14 protein-coding genes, 8 tRNA genes and 2 rRNA genes (1 of these 24 only partly in view) are annotated in these 22,928 nt (G+C 52.9%); 20 read left to right on the forward strand and 4 right to left on the reverse strand.

From position 1 onward, the window contains the following. The 17 genes from KI215_RS01170 to KI215_RS01250 form a co-directional block, all read left to right on the forward strand. Positions 1–1,408, forward strand: a 23S ribosomal RNA gene (locus KI215_RS01170); it begins 1,532 nt to the left of the window's first position. 65 nt (positions 1,409–1,473) lie between these two features. Continuing rightward, positions 1,474–1,590, forward strand: a 5S ribosomal RNA gene (gene rrf / locus KI215_RS01175). An 87-nt stretch (positions 1,591–1,677) separates the two neighbouring features. Further along, positions 1,678–1,752 (forward strand) — tRNA-Asn (locus KI215_RS01180). 1 nt (position 1,753) lies between these two features. Next, positions 1,754–1,829: transfer RNA gene (locus KI215_RS01185), tRNA-Thr, on the forward strand. Positions 1,830–1,836: 7 nt separating this feature from the next. Beyond that, positions 1,837–1,912 (forward strand) — tRNA-Glu (locus KI215_RS01190). A 44-nt stretch (positions 1,913–1,956) separates the two neighbouring features. Further along, a tRNA-Val gene (locus tag KI215_RS01195) sits at positions 1,957–2,032 on the forward strand. A 6-nt stretch (positions 2,033–2,038) separates the two neighbouring features. Next, a tRNA-Tyr gene (locus tag KI215_RS01200) sits at positions 2,039–2,123 on the forward strand. Between the two features lie 11 nt (positions 2,124–2,134). Further along, positions 2,135–2,209, forward strand: a tRNA-Gln gene (locus KI215_RS01205). Between the two features lie 23 nt (positions 2,210–2,232). Beyond that, positions 2,233–2,308, forward strand: a tRNA-Lys gene (locus tag KI215_RS01210). Positions 2,309–2,311: 3 nt separating this feature from the next. Beyond that, positions 2,312–2,386, forward strand: a tRNA-Gly gene (locus KI215_RS01215). Between the two features lie 519 nt (positions 2,387–2,905). Continuing rightward, positions 2,906–3,802 carry an arginase gene (rocF, locus tag KI215_RS01220; RefSeq protein WP_212775000.1) on the forward strand — a complete coding sequence of 299 codons (897 nt, stop codon included), beginning with the start codon at positions 2,906–2,908 and terminating at the stop codon, positions 3,800–3,802. Positions 3,803–4,492: 690 nt separating this feature from the next. Then, positions 4,493–7,276 (forward strand): phosphoenolpyruvate carboxylase, encoded by a 2,784-nt coding sequence (gene ppc / locus KI215_RS01225; RefSeq protein WP_212773820.1) that lies wholly within the window; start codon positions 4,493–4,495, stop codon positions 7,274–7,276. A gap of 429 nt (positions 7,277–7,705) precedes the next feature. Next, the gene (gene cdaA, locus KI215_RS01230) at positions 7,706–8,509 is read left to right on the forward strand and encodes a diadenylate cyclase CdaA (RefSeq protein ID WP_212773821.1); all 804 of its coding nucleotides are present in this window, start codon (positions 7,706–7,708) and stop codon (positions 8,507–8,509) included. A 3-nt stretch (positions 8,510–8,512) separates the two neighbouring features. After that, positions 8,513–9,724: a CdaR family protein gene (locus KI215_RS01235; RefSeq protein ID WP_212773822.1), complete on the forward strand. Its 1,212-nt coding sequence runs from the start codon at positions 8,513–8,515 to the stop codon at positions 9,722–9,724. Between the two features lie 119 nt (positions 9,725–9,843). Further along, positions 9,844–11,187: a phosphoglucosamine mutase gene (glmM, locus tag KI215_RS01240; RefSeq protein WP_212773823.1), complete on the forward strand. Its 1,344-nt coding sequence runs from the start codon at positions 9,844–9,846 to the stop codon at positions 11,185–11,187. Between the two features lie 446 nt (positions 11,188–11,633). Then, positions 11,634–13,460 carry a glutamine--fructose-6-phosphate transaminase (isomerizing) gene (gene glmS, locus KI215_RS01245; RefSeq protein WP_212773824.1) on the forward strand — a complete coding sequence of 609 codons (1,827 nt, stop codon included), beginning with the start codon at positions 11,634–11,636 and terminating at the stop codon, positions 13,458–13,460. A 431-nt stretch (positions 13,461–13,891) separates the two neighbouring features. Next, a complete protein-coding gene (locus KI215_RS01250; protein WP_212773825.1) occupies positions 13,892–15,430 on the forward strand; it encodes a N,N-dimethylformamidase beta subunit family domain-containing protein in 1,539 nt (512 codons plus the stop codon). Positions 15,431–15,471: 41 nt separating this feature from the next. On the opposite strand, the gene KI215_RS01255 is transcribed toward KI215_RS01250, so the two are convergent. The 4 genes from KI215_RS01255 to KI215_RS01270 all read right to left on the reverse strand — a co-directional run bounded on the left by KI215_RS01255 (position 15,472) and on the right by KI215_RS01270 (position 18,803). Next, the gene (locus tag KI215_RS01255; protein ID WP_246512156.1) at positions 15,472–16,026 is read right to left on the reverse strand and encodes a class I SAM-dependent methyltransferase; all 555 of its coding nucleotides are present in this window, start codon (positions 16,024–16,026) and stop codon (positions 15,472–15,474) included. A 145-nt stretch (positions 16,027–16,171) separates the two neighbouring features. Further along, positions 16,172–16,615 carry a hypothetical protein gene (locus KI215_RS01260; protein ID WP_212773826.1) on the reverse strand — a complete coding sequence of 148 codons (444 nt, stop codon included), beginning with the start codon at positions 16,613–16,615 and terminating at the stop codon, positions 16,172–16,174. Positions 16,616–16,631: 16 nt separating this feature from the next. Beyond that, entirely contained in the window at positions 16,632–16,919 is a 288-nt protein-coding gene (locus KI215_RS01265; protein WP_212773827.1) for an antibiotic biosynthesis monooxygenase family protein, read from the reverse strand. Positions 16,920–17,099: 180 nt separating this feature from the next. Then, positions 17,100–18,803, reverse strand: a complete 1,704-nt coding sequence (locus KI215_RS01270) for a phospho-sugar mutase (protein WP_212773828.1) — start codon at positions 18,801–18,803, stop codon at positions 17,100–17,102. A 352-nt stretch (positions 18,804–19,155) separates the two neighbouring features. Here KI215_RS01270 and KI215_RS01275 point away from each other — a divergent pair, with 352 nt between their 5' ends. From KI215_RS01275 to KI215_RS01285, 3 genes are read left to right on the forward strand one after another with little or no spacing between them, the layout of a single operon-like run. After that, positions 19,156–20,733, forward strand: coding sequence for a fatty acid--CoA ligase (locus KI215_RS01275; RefSeq protein ID WP_212773829.1), 1,578 nt, complete (start codon positions 19,156–19,158; stop codon positions 20,731–20,733). Beyond that, positions 20,733–21,887, forward strand: coding sequence for an acyl-CoA dehydrogenase family protein (locus KI215_RS01280; RefSeq protein ID WP_212775002.1), 1,155 nt, complete (start codon positions 20,733–20,735; stop codon positions 21,885–21,887). The genes KI215_RS01275 and KI215_RS01280 overlap by 1 nt, the downstream gene beginning before the upstream one ends. Continuing rightward, entirely contained in the window at positions 21,884–22,912 is a 1,029-nt protein-coding gene (locus KI215_RS01285) for a CaiB/BaiF CoA transferase family protein (protein WP_212773830.1), read from the forward strand. Before KI215_RS01280 ends, KI215_RS01285 begins: the two co-directional genes overlap by 4 nt. Positions 22,913–22,928: the final 16 nt, after the last annotated feature.

Raw genomic sequence — 22,928 nt, forward strand, 5'->3', positions numbered from 1 at the left:
GATCGGATAGGCAAATCCGTCCGGTCATAAGGCTGAGCCGTGATGGCGAGGGAAATTGAAGTACCGAAGTCCCTGATCCCACACTGCCAAGAAAAGCCTCTAGCGAGGAGTGAGGTGCCCGTACCGCAAACCGACACAGGTAGGCGAGGAGAGAATCCTCAGGCGCGCGGGATAACTCTCGTTAAGGAACTCGGCAAAATGACCCCGTAACTTCGGGAGAAGGGGTGCCTCGGTAGGGTTAACAGCCCGAGGAGGTCGCAGTGAAGAGGCCCAAGCGACTGTTTAGCAAAAACACAGGTCTCTGCTAAGCCGTAAGGCGAAGTATAGGGGCTGACGCCTGCCCGGTGCTGGAAGGTTAAGGGGAAGGGTTAGCCGAAAGGCGAAGCTCTGAACCGAAGCCCCAGTAAACGGCGGCCGTAACTATAACGGTCCTAAGGTAGCGAAATTCCTTGTCGGGTAAGTTCCGACCCGCACGAAAGGCGTAACGACTTGGGCGCTGTCTCAACGAGAGACCCGGTGAAATCGTAGTACCTGTGAAGATGCAGGTTACCCGCGGCAAGACGGAAAGACCCCGTGGAGCTTTACTGCAGCCTGATATTGAATCTAGGTACAGCTTGTACAGGATAGGTGGGAGCCTGAGAAGCCGGAGCGCCAGCTTCGGTGGAGGCGCCGGTGGGATACCACTCTGGCTGTACCGGGGTTCTAACTCGCAGCCGTGATCCGGCTGGAGGACCGTGTCAGGTGGGCAGTTTGACTGGGGCGGTCGCCTCCTAAAAGGTAACGGAGGCGCCCAAAGGTTCCCTCAGCGCGGTTGGAAATCGCGCCTAAGAGTGTAAAGGCAGAAGGGAGCTTGACTGCGAGACCTACAAGTCGAGCAGGGACGAAAGTCGGGCTTAGTGATCCGGTGGTTCCGAGTGGAAGGGCCATCGCTCAACGGATAAAAGCTACCCCGGGGATAACAGGCTAATCTCCCCCAAGAGTCCACATCGACGGGGAGGTTTGGCACCTCGATGTCGGCTCATCGCATCCTGGGGCTGAAGTCGGTCCCAAGGGTTGGGCTGTTCGCCCATTAAAGCGGTACGCGAGCTGGGTTCAGAACGTCGTGAGACAGTTCGGTCCCTATCTGCCGCGGGCGTAGGAAATCTGAGAGGAGCTGTCCTTAGTACGAGAGGACCGGGATGGACGCACCGCTGGTGTACCAGTTGTGTCGCCAGATGCATCGCTGGGTAGCCAAGTGCGGACGGGATAAGCGCTGAAAGCATCTAAGCGCGAAGCCCCCCTCAAGATGAGATTTCCCATCCCCTCGTGGGAGTAAGACCCCTTGTAGATGACGAGGTAGATCGGTCCGAGGTGTAAGCGCAGTAATGCGTTGAGCTGACGGATACGAATCGGTCGAGGGCTTCCCCTCACTCGCAAGTGAATGCAGACGATCCCGTAACCAATTTTGAAGGTGTAACCAAACACCATATCCTGTCTGGTGGTGATAGCGGAGGGGAACCACCCGTTCCCATTCCGAACACGGAAGTTAAGCCCTCCAGCGCCGATGGTACTTGGGGCGGGAGCCCCTGGGAGAGTAGGACGCTGCCAGGCAGGAGCTCCTTCAAAAACCAAAAATTACAGCTTGCAAATGAGGACAAATCGTTGTATACTAACTCTTGCCGATTGAAATTGAAACATTCCTCAGTAGCTCAATGGTAGAGCGCCCGGCTGTTAACCGGTAGGTTGCAGGTTCGAGTCCTGCCTGAGGAGCCAAGCTCCCATAGCTCAGTCGGTAGAGCGCTTCCATGGTAAGGAAGAGGTCACCAGTTCGAGTCTGGTTGGGAGCTCCATCGATACGGCCCGTTGGTGAAGCGGTTAACACACCAGCCTTTCACGCTGGCATGCAGGGGTTCGAATCCCCTACGGGTCACCAGATGCAAGAGGAGCTTGAGGGGTTTCCTTCAAGCTCTTCAATTGGGACGGTTAGCTCAGCTGGGAGAGCACCTGCCTTACAAGCAGGGGGTCGGCGGTTCGATCCCGTCACCGTCCACCACCCTGTGGAGGGGTAGCGAAGTGGTCAAACGCAGCAGACTGTAAATCTGCCGGCTTTGCCTTCGTAGGTTCGAATCCTACCCCCTCCACCATCCCTACATAATGGGGAGTAGCCAAGTGGTAAGGCAACGGACTTTGACTCCGTGATGCGCAGGTTCGAATCCTGCCTCCCCAGCCATCCACAACCATTAAAAATAATACGAGCCATTAGCTCAGTTGGTAGAGCACCTGACTTTTAATCAGGGTGTCCCAGGTTCGAGTCCTGGATGGCTCACCATATGCGGAAGTGGCTCAGGGGTAGAGCACCGCCTTGCCAAGGCGGGGGTCGCGGGTTCGAATCCCGTCTTCCGCTCCAAACAGAACAGGAAAACCCTTCGTGAGATTCACGAAGGGTTTTTTTGCATGAGGAAAAAGCAATGGAGTGCTCTTTCAGAAAGTCGACAACCGGTCAGTAGCTTCCCATTTCCGCAGAAGCGGAGATTTTTTTTTATTCATGCTGATGCAAATCAGCACTCCTCTCAGCCACATCTCAGGATCGGCGGTTCCCTGTGGTATTCCGTTCAGCAGAGACAACTCGGCATGGACCAGTCCAACGGTTTAGAAAAATCAATGCATTACATGCCTTTGATTCTAGGCATATCCTATGGGAATGGAGCGGTAAGACCTTTATCCCGAATAGTGAATCCTGCTGTTTGTATAGAGCACGCAAATTTATACGGAAATAACCATCATATGGAAAAATCCGTGAAATGCCTGGATTGGTGGGTTTTTTACGTTATGGTACAATGAAATCCGCGGAATAGTCGCACATAAGCTTGAAAAAGGGGGGAATCTCTCCTAAGGGAGAAAGGCGCCTATGAACCAGTATCAAGAGCTGAAACCCATCACAGTGATCGGGGTACCATTGGATTTAGGATCCGGACGTCGCGGAGTTGATATGGGCCCGAGTGCGATCCGCTACGCGAACTTGCATGAAAAACTGACCAAAATAGGATTTGACGTGGAGGACATCGGCAATCTGTCCGTGCCCACGTTGGAAACGTATAAAGTAATCGATCCCAAGTTGAAATATTTGGACGAAATTGTCGCCGTCAATGAAAAGCTGGCGGAGACCGTCTCCGAAACGGTGGAAAAAGGACGGTTCCCCCTGGTGTTGGGAGGGGATCACAGCATTGCGATCGGCACGATCGCAGGGGTGGCCAAACACCACCGCAAATTGGGCGTGATCTGGTTTGATGCACACGGTGATCTGAATACACACGAAACCACGCCTTCCGGCAATATCCACGGCATGTCGCTGGCAGCCAGCCTCGGCTATGGTCATGAGAAGCTGGTCCATTGTGGCGGATACGCACCCAAAGTGGGTCCGGAAAACGTTGTGATCATCGGTGCACGAGAATTGGACCCCGGTGAACGAAAGTTGATCAAGGAGTTGGGTATCCGCGTTTTCACCATGCACGACATTGACCGGATCGGTATGGCACGTGTGATGGAAGAAGCGCTGAAAGTGGTGACAGACGGTACGGACGGGGTTCATCTCAGTTTGGATCTGGACGGACTGGATCCGAAAGATTGTCCGGGTGTCGGCACACCGGTTGTCGGTGGGATTACCTACCGCGAAAGCCACTTGGCAATGGAGATGCTGGCGGAAGCCAAAGTGCTTACCTCGGCGGAATTTGTGGAAGTCAACCCGATTTTGGACATTGGCAATAAAACGGCCAAAGTTGCTGTGGCTTTGGTGGGATCGGCTTTTGGGGAAATCGTGTTGTAGACACGGCTTCCCTTTCATTTCAATCTCTTTAGGGCGTGTCTGGTCATACGTACGGGAGCAATGTTTCCCAGGCGAGCGAAGACTCGGGGATCACAACATTGAGATCGCGGGCAATGCGCTCAAAACCAAGCGTACTTTGCCCTGCGCCTTGCTCCAGCGGTTTCAAAAGGCCTTGGTTCCTTATTTGCGTGATGCAGGAGGAGCGTGCCGGGAAAGTGGTGCATACGATTGTGGTCGGGCAGTATCGGACGATTGGGCACGCCCTGAACATTTCAACCGTTCGTGGGTGTACTGTTTGATCGGGCGGTTGACCTTCTCATCACATCATCGGCATTCCCCACAAACCCCTGAAAGGCGGGATGCCCGTTTCCGTTTTTCTCTCCGTTGCAGTTCCCTCCGTTTACGGTTTTCTCGTCCACCATAAAAACTGCATCCAATTCTACCGGGATACCGCATCACCAGGCTCCGATCGTGGTGCAATGGCATTTATTTCACTTTTCATTCTTCGGAAATACATTTATAATTATGCATATGTTAGAATATTTATCGTTGGATGTGAAAGAAGGTTTCCGCTTATCTGTAAGTGGGGAATACAGTATAGAAACCTTGATTCACTTGCAGATTGGACAGGATGGTTTCCGTGCCGCGATAGAGCGGTGTAAAGGTGGTTGAGGAGGTGTCGCAGGCAAGATGAGTCAAGTTAAAGCGATTGAGACAGAGAAAGATCATCCGTTGCGACGGGATGTACGCTTTTTGGGTCACATCTTGGGAGATGTTCTGGTCATGCACGGAGGAGAAGCATTGTTAAATAATGTGGAAAGGATCCGTGAAATGACCAAACAGCTTCGTCAAAGCTACGATCCGGAGATCCTGAAACAGTGCAAAACGCTCATCCAGGGATTGTCTCCTCAAATGCGTCGGGATGTGATCCGTGCGTTCGCCATCTATTTCCAACTTGTCAACATTGCAGAGCAAAACCACCGGATTCGCCGTCATCGCGAGTACCGTCGTTCGAGGCAAGATGTGGTTCAGCCCCATTCAATTGAGAGTGCCGTACGGGAATTGAAGGAACAGGGGCTGTCGCCCGAGCAGGTGGAAGAGATTCTGGACGTGCTCGCATTGGAACTGGTGATCACTGCTCATCCCACTGAGGCGATGCGCCGGACGGTATTGGATATTCATCACCGCATTGCCAAGCGGGTGGAGGAGTTGGATCATCCCTATCTGACGGAAGAGGACAGGGAGCGTATTCGCCAGGAGTTGCTGGGGGAAGTGATCACGTTATGGCAAAGTGATGAGCTGCGGCAACGTAAGCCCACAGTGATGGACGAAGTGCGAAACGGCCTGTACTACGTGGATGAGACGCTGTTCGATGTGTTGCCCGGGATTCACAGCGAACTGGAACGTTGCCTGAAACGGTATTATCCAGATCATGAATGGCATGTGCCTTCCTTTTTATGGTTCGGTTCGTGGATTGGCGGGGATCGGGACGGCAACCCTTCGGTGACGCCGGAAGTAACTTGGCGAACCTTGCGGTTGCAGCGTGACTTGGTGATCAGGAAGTATGAGGAAGCACTCAGGCGATTGATCAAAAAATTAAGCCATTCCACGCGGAAAGTTCGCGTATCGGAGGCTTTGCTCGACTCATTGCGGGCGGATGAAGAAGAAGTGGTATTGGTGGATATCGGGGAAGGCAAATGGCGGAATGAGCATGAACCGTACCGCCGCAAATTGACCTATATGCTCGCACGACTTCACCATACGCGACTGGGCAAGAAAGATCATGGTATCTACCGTTCCCCAGAAGCTTTTCTATCCGACCTTCGGCTGATCGAGCAAAGCTTGCGCGCTCATCACGCCGATGTGATTGCCGATCGGGATCTCGGTCAGTTGATCCGACAAGTAGAGCTGTTCGGATTCCATCTTCTTACGTTGGATATACGTCAACACAGTGCCGAACATGAAAAGGCCCTGACAGAGATTTTGTCAAGCATGGGCATCGTTGATCGGTACGATCAATTGTCTGAGAAGGAAAAAATCGATTTGTTGACGGAGTTGCTGGAAGATCCTCGGCCATTGACGTCTCCGTTCATGTCGTTTTCGCCGGAAACGGAACAATGTTTGGAGTTGTTCCGTGTGATCCGCCGGGCTAAGGAAGAATTTGGCGAGGAAGCGATCCGCAACTACCTGATCAGTATGACGCAAGGCACCAGCGATCTGCTTGAGGTGGTACTGTTCGCCAAAGAAGTGGGGTTGTTCCGGAAAACGCCGAACGGTCCGGTCTCCCGTCTCCACGTGGTTCCTTTGCTGGAAACGATCGACGATTTGCATCGCGCTCATGAGATCATGGAGGCGTATTATCGTCATCCGTCTTATGTGCCAGCAAATGCGGGGCATCATCCCACTCAGGAAATTATGCTTGGGTATTCGGACAGCAATAAGGATGGCGGTATGCTGACGGCCAACTGGGAACTGTATCACGCCCAACAGCGGTTGTACCGGTTGTCCCGTCGATACGGGGTCAATACAAAATTTTTCCACGGCCGCGGCGGGGCGCTGGGGCGCGGCGGCGGTCCGCTGAATCGCAGTATCCAGGCAAAGCCGCCGGAGACGGTAGTGGGCGGAGTGAAAATCACGGAACAGGGAGAAGTACTCTCTTCGCGTTATGCATTGAAACCCATCGCGTTCCGCAGTTTGGAACAAGCCACTTCCGCGTTATTGATGTCGGCCGCATCCGCTCTATCCGGTCGGGAGTCTAAGTTGAAACCGCAATGGTTGGAGGCGATGGCCCAAATTTCAGAAGAGGCGCTCAAAGCATATCAATCGTTGGTATTTGAAGATCCCGACTTTCTCACTTATTTCCATACGGTCACACCGCTTCCGGAAATCGGGGAGCTTAATATCGGTTCGCGACCGACGCGCCGCAAAAACAGCCAAGCGTTCGAAGATCTGCGCGCCATTCCCTGGGTTTTCGCGTGGACGCAAAGCCGGTATCTGTTCCCGGCATGGTATGCGGCGGGCACGGGATTTACTCGGTTTGTGAAAAAACATGCAGACGGCTTGCGAATCTTGAAGGAAATGTACCAGGATTGGCCGTTCTTCCGTTCGCTGGTCGACAACCTGCAGATGGCGTTGGCCAAGGCGGACTTCGTCATTGCCCGCGAATACGATTCACTGGTACAGGATCGTGATATGGCGGAGCGAATTTTCGGCAAATTGGAGGAGGAGTATCGCTTGACCCGCGAAATGGTGCTGGCCATCACGGGGCAAGCGGATGTGTTGGATCATGTGCCGGTGATCCAGGAATCGATCCGGCTGCGCAACCCGTATGTGGACCCGCTCAGCTTCATCCAAGTCGATTTGTTGCATCAGTTGCGGTATCACTGCCCCTCCAAAGAAGAGTGCCAGGAAACACTGGAACAGGTGCTGTTGACCATTAACGGCATTGCGGCGGGATTGCGCAATACGGGATGATTCGTGGAAATAACAATAGCTCCATCCGGGACGTTTTTGAAAAATGGGCTGTTCGCGAAATTTTGTCATCAGTCTCTGATATTGAGGAGAATCGTAAAATACGGATGGCTGATTAGATATCAGTAACGTCTAACGATCGCGGTTGTGGGATGTAAGGACTTCCGTCAGGGGGTCCTTTTTTCATCTTTGTTTTGTAGAAAAATCACCTTTCGTTTTCCATTTTTGCTACACTAAGTGTATGAGTGACAAGATCTGTCCTTATATTGTACAAGCGCTCTTTCGGTGAGTGATGCCGCCTGCGGTGGTTCAGGTATCATGTTTTCTTTTACTGTGGGATGCCTTATGATGAAAAAAGGCGTGAGAAAGTGGAATCTCCGATTGCATCCCATCACAGACTAACAGAAGGCAACAATCGGATGGAGGCGCCCCATGCTTACGCTGGACGGTTTGACCCGTTATGTCAATGATATTGTCGACATTTTGATCGTCAGCTATATCATATATCAGCTGTTGTTGCTCCTTCGCGGTACAAGAGCAGTACAACTGTTGAAGGGGATTTTTGTGGTCGTGGCCGTCTGGATGGTCAGCAGCTTCTTTCACCTGTCCACATTGCAGTGGTTGATGCAGAATTTGTTTTCTGTAGGTGTCATCGTCATTTTGATCATCTTTCAACCCGAACTGCGCAGGGCATTGGAACAGTTGGGAAGGGGCGGTTTTTTCGGACGGAGCAAATTTGCCGAAGAGCAGGAAGTCAGCCGTCTCGTGGGTGAATTGAACAAAGCGGTCACCCACTTGTCCAAACGCCGTATCGGTGCATTGATTGTGGTGGAAAGACAAACTGGGTTATCCGACTACATCGAGACCGGCATCGAATTGTCGGCAGCCGTCAGTTCAGAGCTGTTGATCAACATCTTTCTGCCCAATACGCCATTGCACGATGGTGCGGTGATCATTCGCAAAGATCGGATTATGGCCGCCGGTTGCTATCTGCCCTTGTCGGAAAATCCTTTTATCAGCAAAGAGCTGGGAACCCGGCACCGTGCAGGAATCGGCATGTCCGAGGTGTCCGATGCCATCGCCGTGATCGTCTCGGAGGAAACCGGCAGTGTTTCATTGGCCATTCACGGTCAGCTGGAGCGCGGACTGAGTGAGGAAATGCTCTTGTCGCGTTTGTATCAGGAGCTGAGGCCCCCCGAGAAAAACAGTAACTTTTGGAGTTGGAAGGGGGAGTGAGCGATGGAAAAATGGTTTGAAAGCAATACAGTACTGAAATTGCTCGCTCTCGGATTGGCAATCACATTGTGGATGTCAGTCAATGATAAAACACTGCCGCTCCCCACAGAAGATGAGAGTTTCACCACCATCCGCAACGTCTCATTAGAAGCGCGGTTTGATCAGGAACGTATGGATTTGACGGATGCCCCCAAGACAGTCAATCTGAAGCTGAAGGGCAACCTGTCCGCATTGAATCATCTGAATCCGGACGAGTACCACGCCTATGTGGATTTGCGCCATCTGGGTCCCGGTACACACCGAAACGTGCCGGTGAAGGTGAAAGGTCTGCCGTCCGGCATTGAGGTGGAAGTGGAACCATCACAGGTTGATGTGACGCTGGAGCTCAAAGAACAAAAAGAGATGCCCGTACAGGTGGATCTGGTGGGCACGCCCGCTCCCGGTTACAAAGCGGGCAAACCCATCATCTCTCCAACGCGTGTTCTGATCCGGGGTTCTGCATCGCTGTTGAACCAGGTGACCGCGGTCAAGGCGGTTGTCAATGTGGACGGAGCGACTGAAACGGTTTCGAAGTCAGTTACGTTACAAGTATACGGGGAAGAAGGTCCACTCAACCAAGCGGAGATTTTGCCAAGGCCTGTCGTAGATGTAGAAGTGCCCGTGGCCAGCCCCAATGCTGAGATCCCACTCAATGTGGGCATTGCCAAGTATCCTCCGTCGGGATACGCCGTCAGCCAATTGATCATGAACGTTGATAAAGTGACCGTTTACGGTCCCTCGGAATATATTAAAGGATTAGAAGTATATCCTGGACCCAAATTGGACTTGTCTCGGACCAAGAAGGATGATACGTTCGAGATGTCCATCCCGTTGGTTAACGATGTCGACAGAGTGGAGCCGAAAACGGTGCGCATCTCCGTGAAGATCGTTCCGGCGCAGGCCCGCACATTGACCAACGTGCCTGTTAAGGTGAGTGGTTTAAGCGAGGGGTTGAAGTCGCAGGTGATCACTCCGTCGGGGGGAAAGTTGTATATGACAGTGACGGGAGCCCCTGACTTGGTCCGGAATCTGAAATCCGGCGATATCCACGCGTATGTGGATGTGTCCCGGTTGCCGCCGGGTATTTATGCCCGACCGATCCAAATCAAATTACCGCCGTTTGTCCGGCTGCAGTATGATCAAACTTTGATGGCGACAGTACGGCTTTCTAAATAGATACCAACCAAACGGGGACTGGCGTTTGTTTTTTCCCCATCGTTCCGAAGGGTGACACGTCCGGGGGGAACATTTTTGTTCCAACGGACGTCTGAAGGTGTGAAGGAGGAGAAATCATCATGGGTAAGTATTTTGGAACAGACGGTGTACGAGGTGTGGCCAACCGGGAGCTAACGCCGGAGTTGGCGTTTCGTCTCGGCCGCTGCGGTGCGTATGTGTTGACGCAAACCAAAGAGCGTCCGCGCGTGGTGGTGGGACGTGATACCCGTCTGTCCGGTCAGATGTTGGAATCCGCTTTGATTGCAGGAATGTTGTCCATCGGTGTGGACGTAATCCGTGTGGGGGTTGTCAGCACACCGGGTGTGGCATATTTGACCCGTCACTATGGAGCGGATGCGGGTGTGATGATTTCCGCTTCCCACAACCCGTTCCAAGACAATGGCATCAAATTTTTCGGTGCAGATGGTTTCAAGCTGTTGGACGAAACCGAGGCCGAGATTGAGAAGTGGCTGGATGAGCCGGAAGATCGCCTGCCGCGCCCAGAAGGGGAGGGAATCGGTCGGATCATTGATTACCCCGATGCGGCACAGCATTACCTGGAGTACTTGAAAACCACGATTGATACGGATTTGTGCGGCATGCACATCGTGGTGGATTGTGCCAATGGGGCGGCATCAGATTTGGCTCCCCAACTGTTGCGCGAGCTGGGGGCGGATGTGACGGTACTCGCTGCTGAGCCGGATGGTGTCAATATCAATGTGGAAAGTGGCTCTACTCATCCGGAGAAACTGCAGCAGGAAGTGGTCAACCGCCAAGCGCACTTGGGACTGGCGTTTGACGGGGATGCAGACCGGTTGATCGCTGTGGATGAAAATGGCGATTTGGTGGACGGCGATCATATATTGGCGATTTGCGGGAAATATCTCAAGGAAAAAGGACAACTGAAGGGGAACACGGTCGTCACCACGGTGATGAGCAATATCGGCTTTTTCAAAGCACTGGAGGAGTTGGGAATCGCCGCGGAAAAAACCAAAGTGGGCGACCGCTATGTGATGGAAGCGATGCGGGATGGTGGCTACATTCTCGGCGGTGAACAGTCCGGTCACATCATCTTTTTGGAGCACAACACGACAGGAGATGGGTTGTTGACCGCACTGCAGCTCTTGCAGGTTGTCAAGGACAAGGGACGCACCTTGAAGGAACTGGCGTCCATCGTAAGCAAATACCCGCAAATACTGGTAAATGTCCCCGTCAAAAAGAAAGAGGGCTGGGATCAAAACGAAGCGATCCGCAGCAAAATCTCGGAAGTGGAACGAGCGCTCGGAAGCGAAGGGCGCGTGTTGGTGCGTCCGTCCGGTACGGAACCGCTCATTCGGGTAATGGCGGAAGGGCCGGATGTGAACGCGCTGGAAAAATATGTGGAGAGCATCGCGGAAGTGGTGCGCGAACAATTGGCATCCTAAGGGTGTGTCCGGTAAAGGTTCGAAAGTCGTCTCCCGATCCCCCATTCGAAAAGAGGCGGGCGGGAGACGACCGTTCGCCTTTACAATGAATCGATTATTGCGTAAGATAATAAATAGTTTTTACTTGTGGGAGGTGATGTGGAAAAAACAGGGGATGGTTCGTGTTCCGGTTTTGTCGTCAAGCGCCAGGACTGCCGGTAAAGGCAGTTGACGAGGTGGAGGACGATCGATTTTTCGGCGGATACCTCCCGGCCCGGCATCGGGGCCGCCGAGCCGAAACACAAAAGGATGAGGCGACTCGTCCCACAAAGGTTTCGGCACGATGCCGCAAGTCACGTCGGTTGAAAAAATACAGAATGAGCAAATAGAGCGTACGAAAACAAAGAATAAAAAGAGAGGGAAATACCTCTCCGGCTCTGTCAATTGAAGGGGGTTTGGTGAAACCGATGTGCGGAATCGTTGGATACATTGGGCCGAAACAAGCCCAAGAAATTTTGTTGGAAGGCCTGAGCAAGCTGGAATACCGTGGATATGACTCCGCTGGATTGGCGGTTTATAACGGCGAAACGATCGGTGTGCAAAAATCCAAAGGACGGTTGAGTGAACTAGAAGCACGGCTGAAATCCCGCTCCCTGCCGGGCAATCTGGGGATTGGTCATACGCGCTGGGCGACCCACGGGAAGCCTTCCGACGAAAACTCGCATCCGCATGTGGACCAGGAACAACGGTTCGCTGTCGTCCACAACGGGATTATCGAGAACTATCTCGAACTGAAGGAAGAACTGCAAGCGAAGGGACGCGTATTTACTTCTGAGACGGACACGGAAGTGATTGCTCATCTTCTCGCCGACCTGTGGGACGGAGATCTGGTATCCACGGTGCAAAAAGTAGTTGCCCGGTTGGAAGGGGCTTACGCTCTGGGCATCATCAGTGAGCATGAACCGGACAAAATGGTGGCGGTCCGTCTGGCCAGCCCGTTGATCGTCGGTGTAGGTGAAGGCGAAAACTTTATCGCTTCGGACATCCCGGCCATTTTGAAACACACACGTGACATTTACGTGGTGGAAGACGGAGAAATGGCCGTCATCACACGCGAAGGCGTGCAATTGATGAAAACGGACGGAACTCCGGTTCAACGGGACACGCTCCATGTGGATTGGGATGTCGTCACCGCTGAAAAAGGCGGTTACGATCACTTCATGCTGAAAGAGATCTATGAACAGCCCAAAGCGATCCGGGATACCATGGCCGGTCGGATCAAAGATGGCCAAGTGGATCTGTCCCGCGAGATCGGGATGAGCGAAGATCAGATCAACAATATTGAACGGATCCATATCGTGGCGTGTGGTACCGCATATCATGCCGGGTTGGTCGGAAAATACGTGATCGAAGACTTGGTACGGATCCCGGTCGAGACGGATATCGCTTCCGAATATCGGTATCGCAACCCGATCATTACCCCGAATACACTCGTGGTCGTCATCAGCCAGTCGGGTGAAACGGCAGACACCCTGGCTGCACTCCGCGAAGCGAAGAAAGCGGGAGCACGCGTGCTGGCGATCACCAACGTGGTGGGTAGCTCCGTGGCCCGCGAAGCGGATGATGTGATCATCACCTGGGCTGGTCCGGAAATCGCGGTGGCTTCCACCAAAGCATACACGTCTCAATTGATCGCCATCTACCTGCTGGGTGCTTATTTTGCCCGCATCCGAGGCACCCGGGCGGAAAGCGAGTTGGCTGATATCGTCACCGCATTGCAACAGTTGCCGGAAAAAGCGGATCAAGTGTTGGGCAATACGACGGCCATTCAGCAATTCGCTCAGGAAATCGCCCGTCATGAGGATCTGTTCTTCCTCGGTCGCGGATTGGACTATGCGGTAGCCTTGGAAGGGTCTCTCAAACTGAAAGAGATCACCTATATCCACTCCGAAGCATATGCAGCGGGTGAATTGAAACACGGCACCCTGGCTCTGATTGAAGAAGGCGTACCGGTGATCTCGCTGGCCACCCAAGAAGCGATCTACGACAAAATGGTCAGCAACATCATCGAAGTGAAAGCCCGCGGAGCGCACGTGTTGGGACTGGCGCTGGAAGGGGATCAGGAACTTCACAAATCGGTGGATCAAGTCTTCACCATTCCGAAAACCTTGCCGCTCCTGACCCCGGTCTTGGCGGTGATTCCGCTTCAATTGATCGCTTATTACGCTTGTGTGGCCCGCGGATACGACGTGGACAAACCGCGTAACTTGGCCAAGAGTGTAACCGTGGAGTAATTGAAAAGCAAAGTGAAGCCTGCAGCCTTGAGGCTGCGGGCTTTTTATTTTCTTTTAATGTTAGTATGGTTCAATGTCATCGGGCTTGTGCCAGTACCTCTGATCTTTTTGGAAGGGAAGTAAAACATGCGACTGGGATCTTCTTCGTTCTTGTTCAGGTACAAGCCAACATTCAAGTGAACGTGTGGTTCAACTACAATCAACCGGCTCAAAGGGATAATGGGACCGGTTGAAATATTATGAATGTATGTGAGAGCAAAATGTGAGAATTCCTTCCCAAATATCCCTGTCCCATGCCTTGAAGAAGGGAATAGGAAATCAACCTGAATTCGTCAAAAATTTTCTTGGTGAAATGATCGATTCTTCCTGTAATATAGAAAAAGAGGCCTTATACACATACAAAATAAGGTGAATGGGAGAGGCGAACGAGGTTGAACTGGTGGAATCGCATTGCTCAGTATTCACAAAAGCAGTTGGAACAGGAGTTAACGCGACGGGAAGCGATTGAGAAATTAACTCAGTTGATGGGGATGGTCGTGGGGTCCAGCACCTTTGCACCTGATTTCCTCAAGTCGTTGTTGATGTTGGTGGGGCAATCCAATCATTTGCATTTGTTGCAGGGGAGCCAGCCACCGCTGAGCGAACCGTCACATGCAACCAGCATTCGTGAAGAAAACCGCAAACCGGGAACGAACAACTGGAAGATCTCGATCCCCGGTAAACACCTGTTGCAGGGTTACGCTTCCGCCGTATCGGTCCGTCCGGGTAACTGGATCACGTTTTACGTTTCCAGCCAGAAGCCGTATCGGATGGAGATCTATCGGATGGGTTGGTACGGTGGACGTGGGGGACGTTTGGTCGAAAAAATCGATGGATTTCCACCCGTATCACAGCCATCAACGCCTGATCCGGAAACGATGGACGCCGGTTGGAAGCCGACACACGCCATTCGCATCCCCGATCACTGGACAACCGGTTTTTATCTGAATAAACTGGTAGACGAAGAAGGGCGACAAAGCTATATACCGTTCGTCGTCCGTCAACCTGTGCCGCACGCTGATTTTGCCGTCTTGATCGCAACCAATACCTATCAAGCCTACAATGCCTGGGGCGGCAAGAGTTTGTACTCCTACAACAGCACTGAAGGAATTCAATCCGCCAAAGTTTCGTTCAACCGTCCGTTTGATGACTTCTTTGGTGCAGGTCAATTTTTCAAGTTTGAGTACAACCTCATTCGCTGGCTGGAGAAAAAAGGGTACAGCCTCACTTACCTGACAGATATGGACGTGCATCTCGGTCTGCTTGAGAAAGCGCAGGTCAAAGCGCTGATTATTGCAGGACACTCCGAATACTGGTCGATGCAGATGCGAAACAGCATCGAGACCCTTACCAACAACCGTATCAATTTGGCGGTGTTTGGTGCCAATGTCGGGTACTGGCAGGTTCGCTTTGAACCGGACAAAGAGGGACGTCCCAATCGCGTGATGGTTTCTTACAAACAAAATGCCGATCGCGATCCTTACTATTATATCCATCCGGAATTGGTCACGACGCGTTTTCGCGATAAACCGGTATTGAAGCCGGAAGATCAGGTTTTTGGCATCATGTACGCCGGAATCCCGGACCATCCCGCTCCATTGGTGGTTTCTGACCCCAATCATTGGATCTATGAAGGAACCGGTTTGAGGAAAGGGGACAAGATTCCGGGTGTAGTCGGCGGCGAGATCGATCGTTACGGTGGCAAGATCCCGGGTGTTCAGGTGATTGCCCACTCGCCGATATATTGCTACGGAAAACCCAACTATGCCAATGTGGTTTGGTATCCCAAACCGGGAGGCAAAGCGGCATTTGCGACGGGAACGTTTTATTGGAGCTGGTTCCTGGATCCGTTCGGCCATACGGCTCAGGCGGCGTACAATGCCAAGGTGGAACGGATGACGACCAATGTGCTGGAACGGTTGAAGTCATAAAACACCCCTTCACCGGTGTTTCCGGTGAAGGGGCTTTTTTGTCATTCATGGTTTCGGCAGATATATACGAAAGCGGGCGGAATGTTCCAGGGCGTGAAGACGATTTCAACCGTGTGGAACTGTTGCTCCAAATGTGGTTTCATCTGGAGCGTGTATTGAAAGGTGATGAATAGGCCGTTGGGTCTCAGTGAACGTCGCACTTCCCGAATAATCCTGTTCCGCAGCGGTGGGGGGAAGTTGGCGAACGGCAGCCCACTGAAGATGCAATCCGCTTGCCCCAAGTCATGTTTGCGAAGCTCGCGGGAGAGGTGACGGGCATCAGAGGCGAAGAGGAAATCGGGATACGCTGTTTTCAGCCGATTCCGAAGCTGCCGATCCTTTTCGAAAATCAGGGCGTAACTGTTCGCCTTTTTCCATTGGTGAATGTATCGCGTCAATGCACCCGTTCCTGCACCCAATTCCACGATAACGTCCAGTTGTTCCCAATCGACGGGTTTCATCATTTCATAAGCCAAAAAAGGGGAACTGGGTACAATGCTTCCAATGCTCCTGGGTGATCGCAGAAACTTCAGCAAAAAGACGGCGTGATCCAGCACAATAAAACTCCCTTCTCTTCTTTCATTCCATTATAACGGGAGAGAAAGAGAGTTCATAGTCTTGGTTAAAAAAGAAGGGTGGCCTTTTTTCCGCGAAAGAGGAAAGGGCCACCCGATAACCGGACGAAAAACGCTTGCGGTCGGTTCAGGAGAATTTGAATGTCACAACCAAGATGATCAGCGTCAAAATCGCCAATGAGAGATTGAGCCAAAGAATGTAGCGCTTGACCGCGATTTCGGTATCCTTTTCTGCTTGTGCTTTCTTCAGCAGTTTACCGCCGAAGAAGGAAAACAACAGAACATAGATCAGAATCCACGTGCTGGCGAAGCGTTCTTTGATCAGCAACCACAACGGTTTGTCACTCCCCCAATCGCCGCTCATCAGCATATACAGTCCGGTGATGAGCGCCAGTATGGCCGTCGGTACCAGCATGGTCATGTTGGCCCGATGGGCAGCCAGGAGTGACGCCTGTGCATCGATCGATTGCCCGCGAGCAGCATTTCGTAGCCAAATGGCCATCATGGACAATCCCCCAAACCAAGTGGCGACGGAAACGACATGAATAAACAGAGCGATATGATACGCCATTCGACGACTCCTTTCTCTACTTGATTAATACTTCGTATGCGGACAGATCAGGTCGGGCGTTTTGATGGGTACGACCGCCGTGAGCCCGTTTGAAATGTTCGCTTTGCGTCCAGTTGACAAAGGCCTCTTTTGATTCAAAAACGGTCTCCACCAACAGATGGGACTCGTCTTCCGCTTTGAGCAGGCGAAACGAGATGAATCCGGGCACTTCCTTCATCGATTCCGGTGCCGTACGGAATCGTTCCACCAGATGTTGCAGTTGTTCCGCGGATTCGATTCGAATGCGGTTGTTCACCTGATACATGCGTATTCCTCCGTTCGTTTTCTTCTGACGGCATTGATATTGTAACAAAAGACGGAAGCTTGTGAAGCGTGGCGGGGAAGCGACAACTTTCTGACAAGTTCCGCTCCCCGGCTGCCTCCTGTAGAAATATCTGCAAGTGAACCGGATATACTACATTCCTCGTGAGTGGTCATCCCCGCTTCATTGGTCTTTTTCTGTAAAGGGGCGGATCAGCGAACGGATCGACGTTTGCAGCTGATGCAAGGTTTGTTCGGCACGTTCTGCATTGTCGGCCACTACGCTGAAATAAAATTTGATCTTCGGCTCGGTCCCCGACGGTCGAACGGCAACCCAACTGCCGTCTTCGAGGCGGTATTTCAATACGTCCGCAGAAGGCAGCCCGTCGATCCCTTTCAGATAATCTTGACATTCTCGTACGGAGAAGCCACCGATGTCGGACAACGGCTTTCCACGCAACCGCTCCATGATGCGGGTGATCGTTTCCTGTCCCGCTTTTCCTTCCAGGGTCAATGAGAGCAAGTCTTCCCGATAGGTGCCGTACCGCCGGTACAGGTCGTTCAACACATTGACCAGGTTCTTTCCTTTTTCGTTGTAGTAGGCGGCCATCTCACAGCACAGCATTGCGGCTTGAACGGCGTCTTTGTCCCGCACAAATGAACCCGCCAGATAGCCGTAGCTTTCCTCGTATCCGAACAGGAATGTATGACGGCCGCTTTTTTCGTACTCCTCGATTTTGGCGGCGATATACTTGAATCCGGTCAAGGTTTCTTCCATCGTGATGCTGTAGGATTGGGCGATTGATTGGCCCAGGTCCGAAGTGACGATGGATTTGATCACAGCGCCGTTTTCAGGGAGGTCGCCCTGTTGCTTCTTCTGTTCCAAGAGGTAATACAACAACAATGCGCCAATCTGATTCCCGTTGAGCGGTTGGTATTTTCCTTCACGCACGCGTACCCAAACTCCCAGGCGGTCAGCATCCGGATCAGTGCCGATCACCAGATGAGCGTCCCGTTCCCGGGCGAGCGCCAGCGCCATGTCGAAAGCGCGGGGGTCCTCCGGATTGGGCGACGTGACTGTAGAGAAGTTGGGATCAGGATGCTCCTGCTCGGATACTGTGTAGACGTGTTCATAACCCAGCTCCCGCAGAATGCGGCGTACAGGCTTGTTGCCGGTCCCGTGCAACGGGGTGAATACGATGCGCAGCGGCTTATTCATCCGTTTTGCCAAATCGGGATGCAAGGACAGCGCACGCAACCGACTCGTATATGCACTGCGGATGGCTTCTCCCATTATGTGAAGGCGTCCCGTTTCAATCGCTTTTTCTATCGGCATACAAGGGATGGTCAGTTCGTTTTCGACCTGTTCGATTTGCTGAATGATACGGTGTGCTGTATCGGAAGAGATCTGCCCGCCATCTTCGGCGAACACTTTGTATCCGTTATATTCCGCCGGGTTGTGGCTGGCGGTGATCATGACGCCGCCCGCCGCCCCCAAATGGCGAATGGCAAACGACAGCATCGGTGTGGGGCACAATTCGTCGAACAGGTAGACCTGGATGCCGTGATGGGCGAACACCCCCGCCGCTTCCCGGGCGAAATCTAACGACCCGTGGCGGGAATCGTAGCCGATGACAACCCCCTTTTCCGGGGCATCGGACTGATTGAGCAAATACCGAGCAAAACCTTCACTGGCGCGGCGGACGGTGTAACGGTTCATCCGGTTGGTTCCCGCACCGATCAGCCCGCGCAGCCCTGCGGTACCAAACGTGAGGTGGCGGTAGAACCGGTCCTCGATTTCCGTTTCGTCATGTCGGCACATCGCCAACTCTTCTTTTAGCCCGGGATCCAAATCGGGAAACGACATCCATCTTTCGAAAGCTTCCATGGCGACACTCCCATTTCAGAAATCGTTTTTTTCAGCAAAACATCACTTTCATCATGCACGATGGAGAGTCAATTGACAACTGACAACTAGGAGATATTTCATAAAGGGTGAAATATTATTGCAACGAATTGTTTTCCCGGGCAAGCGACCTTCAGGAGCCCCGCAAAGCGGAGAAACGGACCACGAGGAGAAATGCGGGCTATATGTTTGAGATAATTATCAATTATAAGAATAACCTCACAATGAAAAAGGGAAATGAGCAGAATTTCCGAATAAATATCATGGGTACGGTTCTTCGCGATGGTATGGGAAATATGTCGACCATTGAATCCAACATTAAGGAGGACGGGGCATGTATCCCACGATCGGAACACTGTTGGAACAGACGGCGGAACGGCATCCGGACCGGGAAGCGATTTTGGATCTCCGTCAAAACCGGCGCGTCACCTATGAACAGTGGAACCAACACGTCAATCGGTTGGCGCGGGCATTGACGGATGCGGGGGTGAAGAAAGGAGACCGTGTTTCCGCGGTGTTGTACAACACCTTGGAATTGGGCTCCCTCTTTTTCGCCTGTGCCAAGTTGGGAGCGGTCTTCAACCCTATCAATTATCGGCTCTCCAGTGAGGAGATTGCGTTTATTCTCCGGGACGCGGAGCCGAAAGTGGTCGTCTTTGAGTCGATGGTGGAAGCACAGATCCGGCCCATCGCGGAACGACAGGATGACTTGGTGTTTTGGTGTATCGACCGAGGAACATCATCAGGATATGCACAGGATTATTGGGAATTGGTCGAGAAAGCGCCCGATCTTTCCATCAATATCAATGTGGACGAACAAGACACCTTTTCCATCATGTACACCAGCGGCACCACTGGCAAACCCAAGGGGGTCATGCACCGTCATCGCGATCTGATCGAACAGAGCCAAATCCTGATCGCCATGACGCAACTCACGCCCCGAGACCGTGGACTGGCTGTCGCACCCATGTTTCATGCGGCGGAACTGCACTGTTGTTTTCTGCCGCGGGTGCACATCGGCGCCGGCAATGTCTTGTTGCATCAATTCGATGCCCGCACCGTGTTGGAGACCATTCAGCGAGAACAAGTGACCATGTTGTTCGCTGCACCCACCATGTGGAACCTGTTGCTGAAAGAAAACGTGGAGGACTACGATTTGTCGTCCCTTCGGTTGGGACTCTATGGGGCGGCACCGATGGCACCGTCAATGGTACGAACCATTCATGAGCGGTTGGGGATCGGCTTGGTACAGGCCTACGGCATGACCGAAATGGGCCCTGCTGTCACGTTTCTCCTCCCGGATGAACAACTGAAAAAAGCAGGTTCTGCCGGGAAACCCGCCATTCATCACGAAGTGCGCGTGGTCCGGCCTGGAACGGATGGTCCCTCCGAACCGGAAGAGGTCCTCCCGCCGGGGGAAGTGGGCGAAATTCTGGTACGGGGAACTTGCTTGATGCAGGGCTATTACAAACGCGAGGAAGCCAATCGAAAAGCTTTATACAAGGGTTGGTACCACAGCGGCGATTTGGGCTATCTCGACGAAGAAGGGTATCTCTGGGTGGTGGACCGGATGGATGACATGATCATCAGCGGGGGCGAAAATATTTATCCCCGGGAGATCGAGGACGTCTTGTACGAACACCCCGGTGTGTTCGAAGTAGCCGTCGTCGGCGAGCCGGATGAAACGTGGGGAGAACGCGTCGTCGCGTATGTGGTGCCCAAGGATCATTCGTTGACGGAGGAAACATTGGATGCGTTTCTGCGGGAGAGTGACAAATTGAGCAATTACAAACGGCCCAGGCGTTACGTTTTCGTGGAAGCGCTGCCGAAAAACGCAAGCGGCAAAATTCAGCGGTATCGATTGCGTTCTGGAGCAACGGGTGTCTCCGTCGGTCAGGAGGGGGCCGGTTGATGAAGTTGGCACACCAAGAGGAGTTACAGGTGTTTCGCCAAACATTCCGTCGCTTTCTGGAAAAGGAAGCTGTACCCCATTACGAGCAGTGGGAAAAGGATCGGCTGATCCCTCGATCATTTTGGAAGAAGATGGGGGAGAACGGCTGGCTTTGTCCCACCGTGGAAGAGCGGTACGGCGGAGCGGGTGCCGATTGGTTGTACGCGGTGGCCATCATCGAGGAGATGGAACGCGTCGGTTCCGGTTTGGCCGGCATTGCGCTGCACAATGAAATCGTGGTTCCCTATCTTACCGCTTATGGTACGGAGGAGCAAAAACAACGTTGGTTGCCGGGATGTGTCAGCGGTGACTTGATTACGGCCATCGCCATGACGGAACCGGGAACGGGTTCCGACCTGGCCAATATCACCACGACGGCCCGACGCGAAGGGGACGTTTATGTGCTGAACGGGCAAAAAACCTTCATCACCAACGGTATTCATGCTGACTTGATCATCGTGGTGTGCAAAACCGATCCCAGCGCAGAACCGAAACACAAAGGGATCAGTCTGCTCGTGGTGGAACGCGGAACACCGGGATTTGAAAGAGGGAAGAAGTTGGAGAAAGTGGGCTTGCACTGTCTGGACACAGCGGAACTCTTTTTTGACGAGTGTCGCGTGCCGGTCCGCAATCTTCTGGGTGAAGAAGGAAAAGGGTTTTACTATCTGATGAACCAGCTGCAACAGGAGCGTTTGGTGGTGGCACTGTCCGCTTGGGTGGCGGCTGAAGAGATGTTTCGAACAACATTGGACTACGTAAAAAAGCGGACGGCATTTGGAAGGCCGATCGGCCAGTTTCAACACACGCAATTCACCATGGCGGAGATGGCTACGGAGATCGAACTGGGGCGGGCCTTTCTCGAACGTCTGATCGAAGAACACAGGAAAGGCGTTGACTGTGTCACCGAGGTCTCGATGGCCAAATGGTGGCTGACCGAGATGGCCAAGCGCGTGGCCGCACAGTGCATGCAACTGCACGGTGGTTACGGATACATGGAGGAATACCCGATCGCACGGAGATTCCGGGACATCGCTGTCACCTCCATTTACGCGGGAACCAATGAGATCATGAAATCCATTATCGCCAGACGCTTGGGATTGGGAGAGGGAAGGTGAAACCATTGCTGCATGGCATTCGTATCATTGATTTTTCATGGTATCTGCCCGGACCGTTTGCCACCCAACGGTTGGCGGACCGCGGAGCCGAGGTGATCAAAGTGGAACCGCCCGGCGGCGATCCCGGCCGACGGATGCCCGCTGTTTTCCAGGCATACAATCGCGGCAAAAAAAGTGTGGTGATCGACCTCAAACAACGGGCGGGGATAGAATCGGCCCTGCGTCTCATCGCGGACGCCGATGTGGTGGTGGAGAGTTTTCGGCCGGGTGTAATGACTCAGCTGGGCTTGGGCTACGAACAGGTTCGGAGAGTGAAACCCGACATAGTGTATTGCTCTTTATCCGGGTACGGCCAGACTGGGCCCATGAGCGGTCTCGCCAGCCACGATTTGAATTACGTGTCACTCAGCGGGGCACTGTCGCAAATCAAGGACGACAAGGGCAGTCCTGTTCACCCCGCCCTCACATGGGCCGACCTGATCGGGGGCATTGCCGCGAGCGAAGCGATTACCACCGCGCTGTTCCGTCGGGAACGATCGGGGGAAGGGGCTCATCTGGACATTTCGCTGACCGGCGTCATGGCTTCGTTGATGGCGCATTATCGATACCAGCCCGAGGGAATTCCATTTCTGAGCGGCCAGGTCGTCAATTACGCCATCTATGAAACAGCCGATGGCCGGTATGTCAGCTTGGCTGCTCTGGAAGAAAAGTTTTGGGAGCGATTTTGCAAGCGTTCGGGCAGAGAGGATTGGTTGAAAGCTTATTTTTCTCCCGCGACGGACGAGAATCCGGTTTATGAAGAGATCAAGCGTTGGTTTCGTTCCCGTCCGCTTCAAGATTGGGAGGCATGGGGGCGTGAAGCGGATTGTTGTTTGACCCCCGTCCTGGAACCGGAAGAAGTGTGGCAACATCCACAGGTGAAGCATGATATCGGCAACATCGGAATGTCTTCCCCAAACGCCCAAGTTCCCGAATTGGGCGCACACACGGAAGCGTTATTGAAGCATACGGAAAAAGTAGATTGAGCGAGGAGCACCAGAC

The organism is Polycladomyces abyssicola (assembly GCF_018326425.1).
In the GTDB taxonomy this organism is placed as follows: domain Bacteria; phylum Bacillota; class Bacilli; order Thermoactinomycetales; family JIR-001; genus Polycladomyces; species Polycladomyces abyssicola.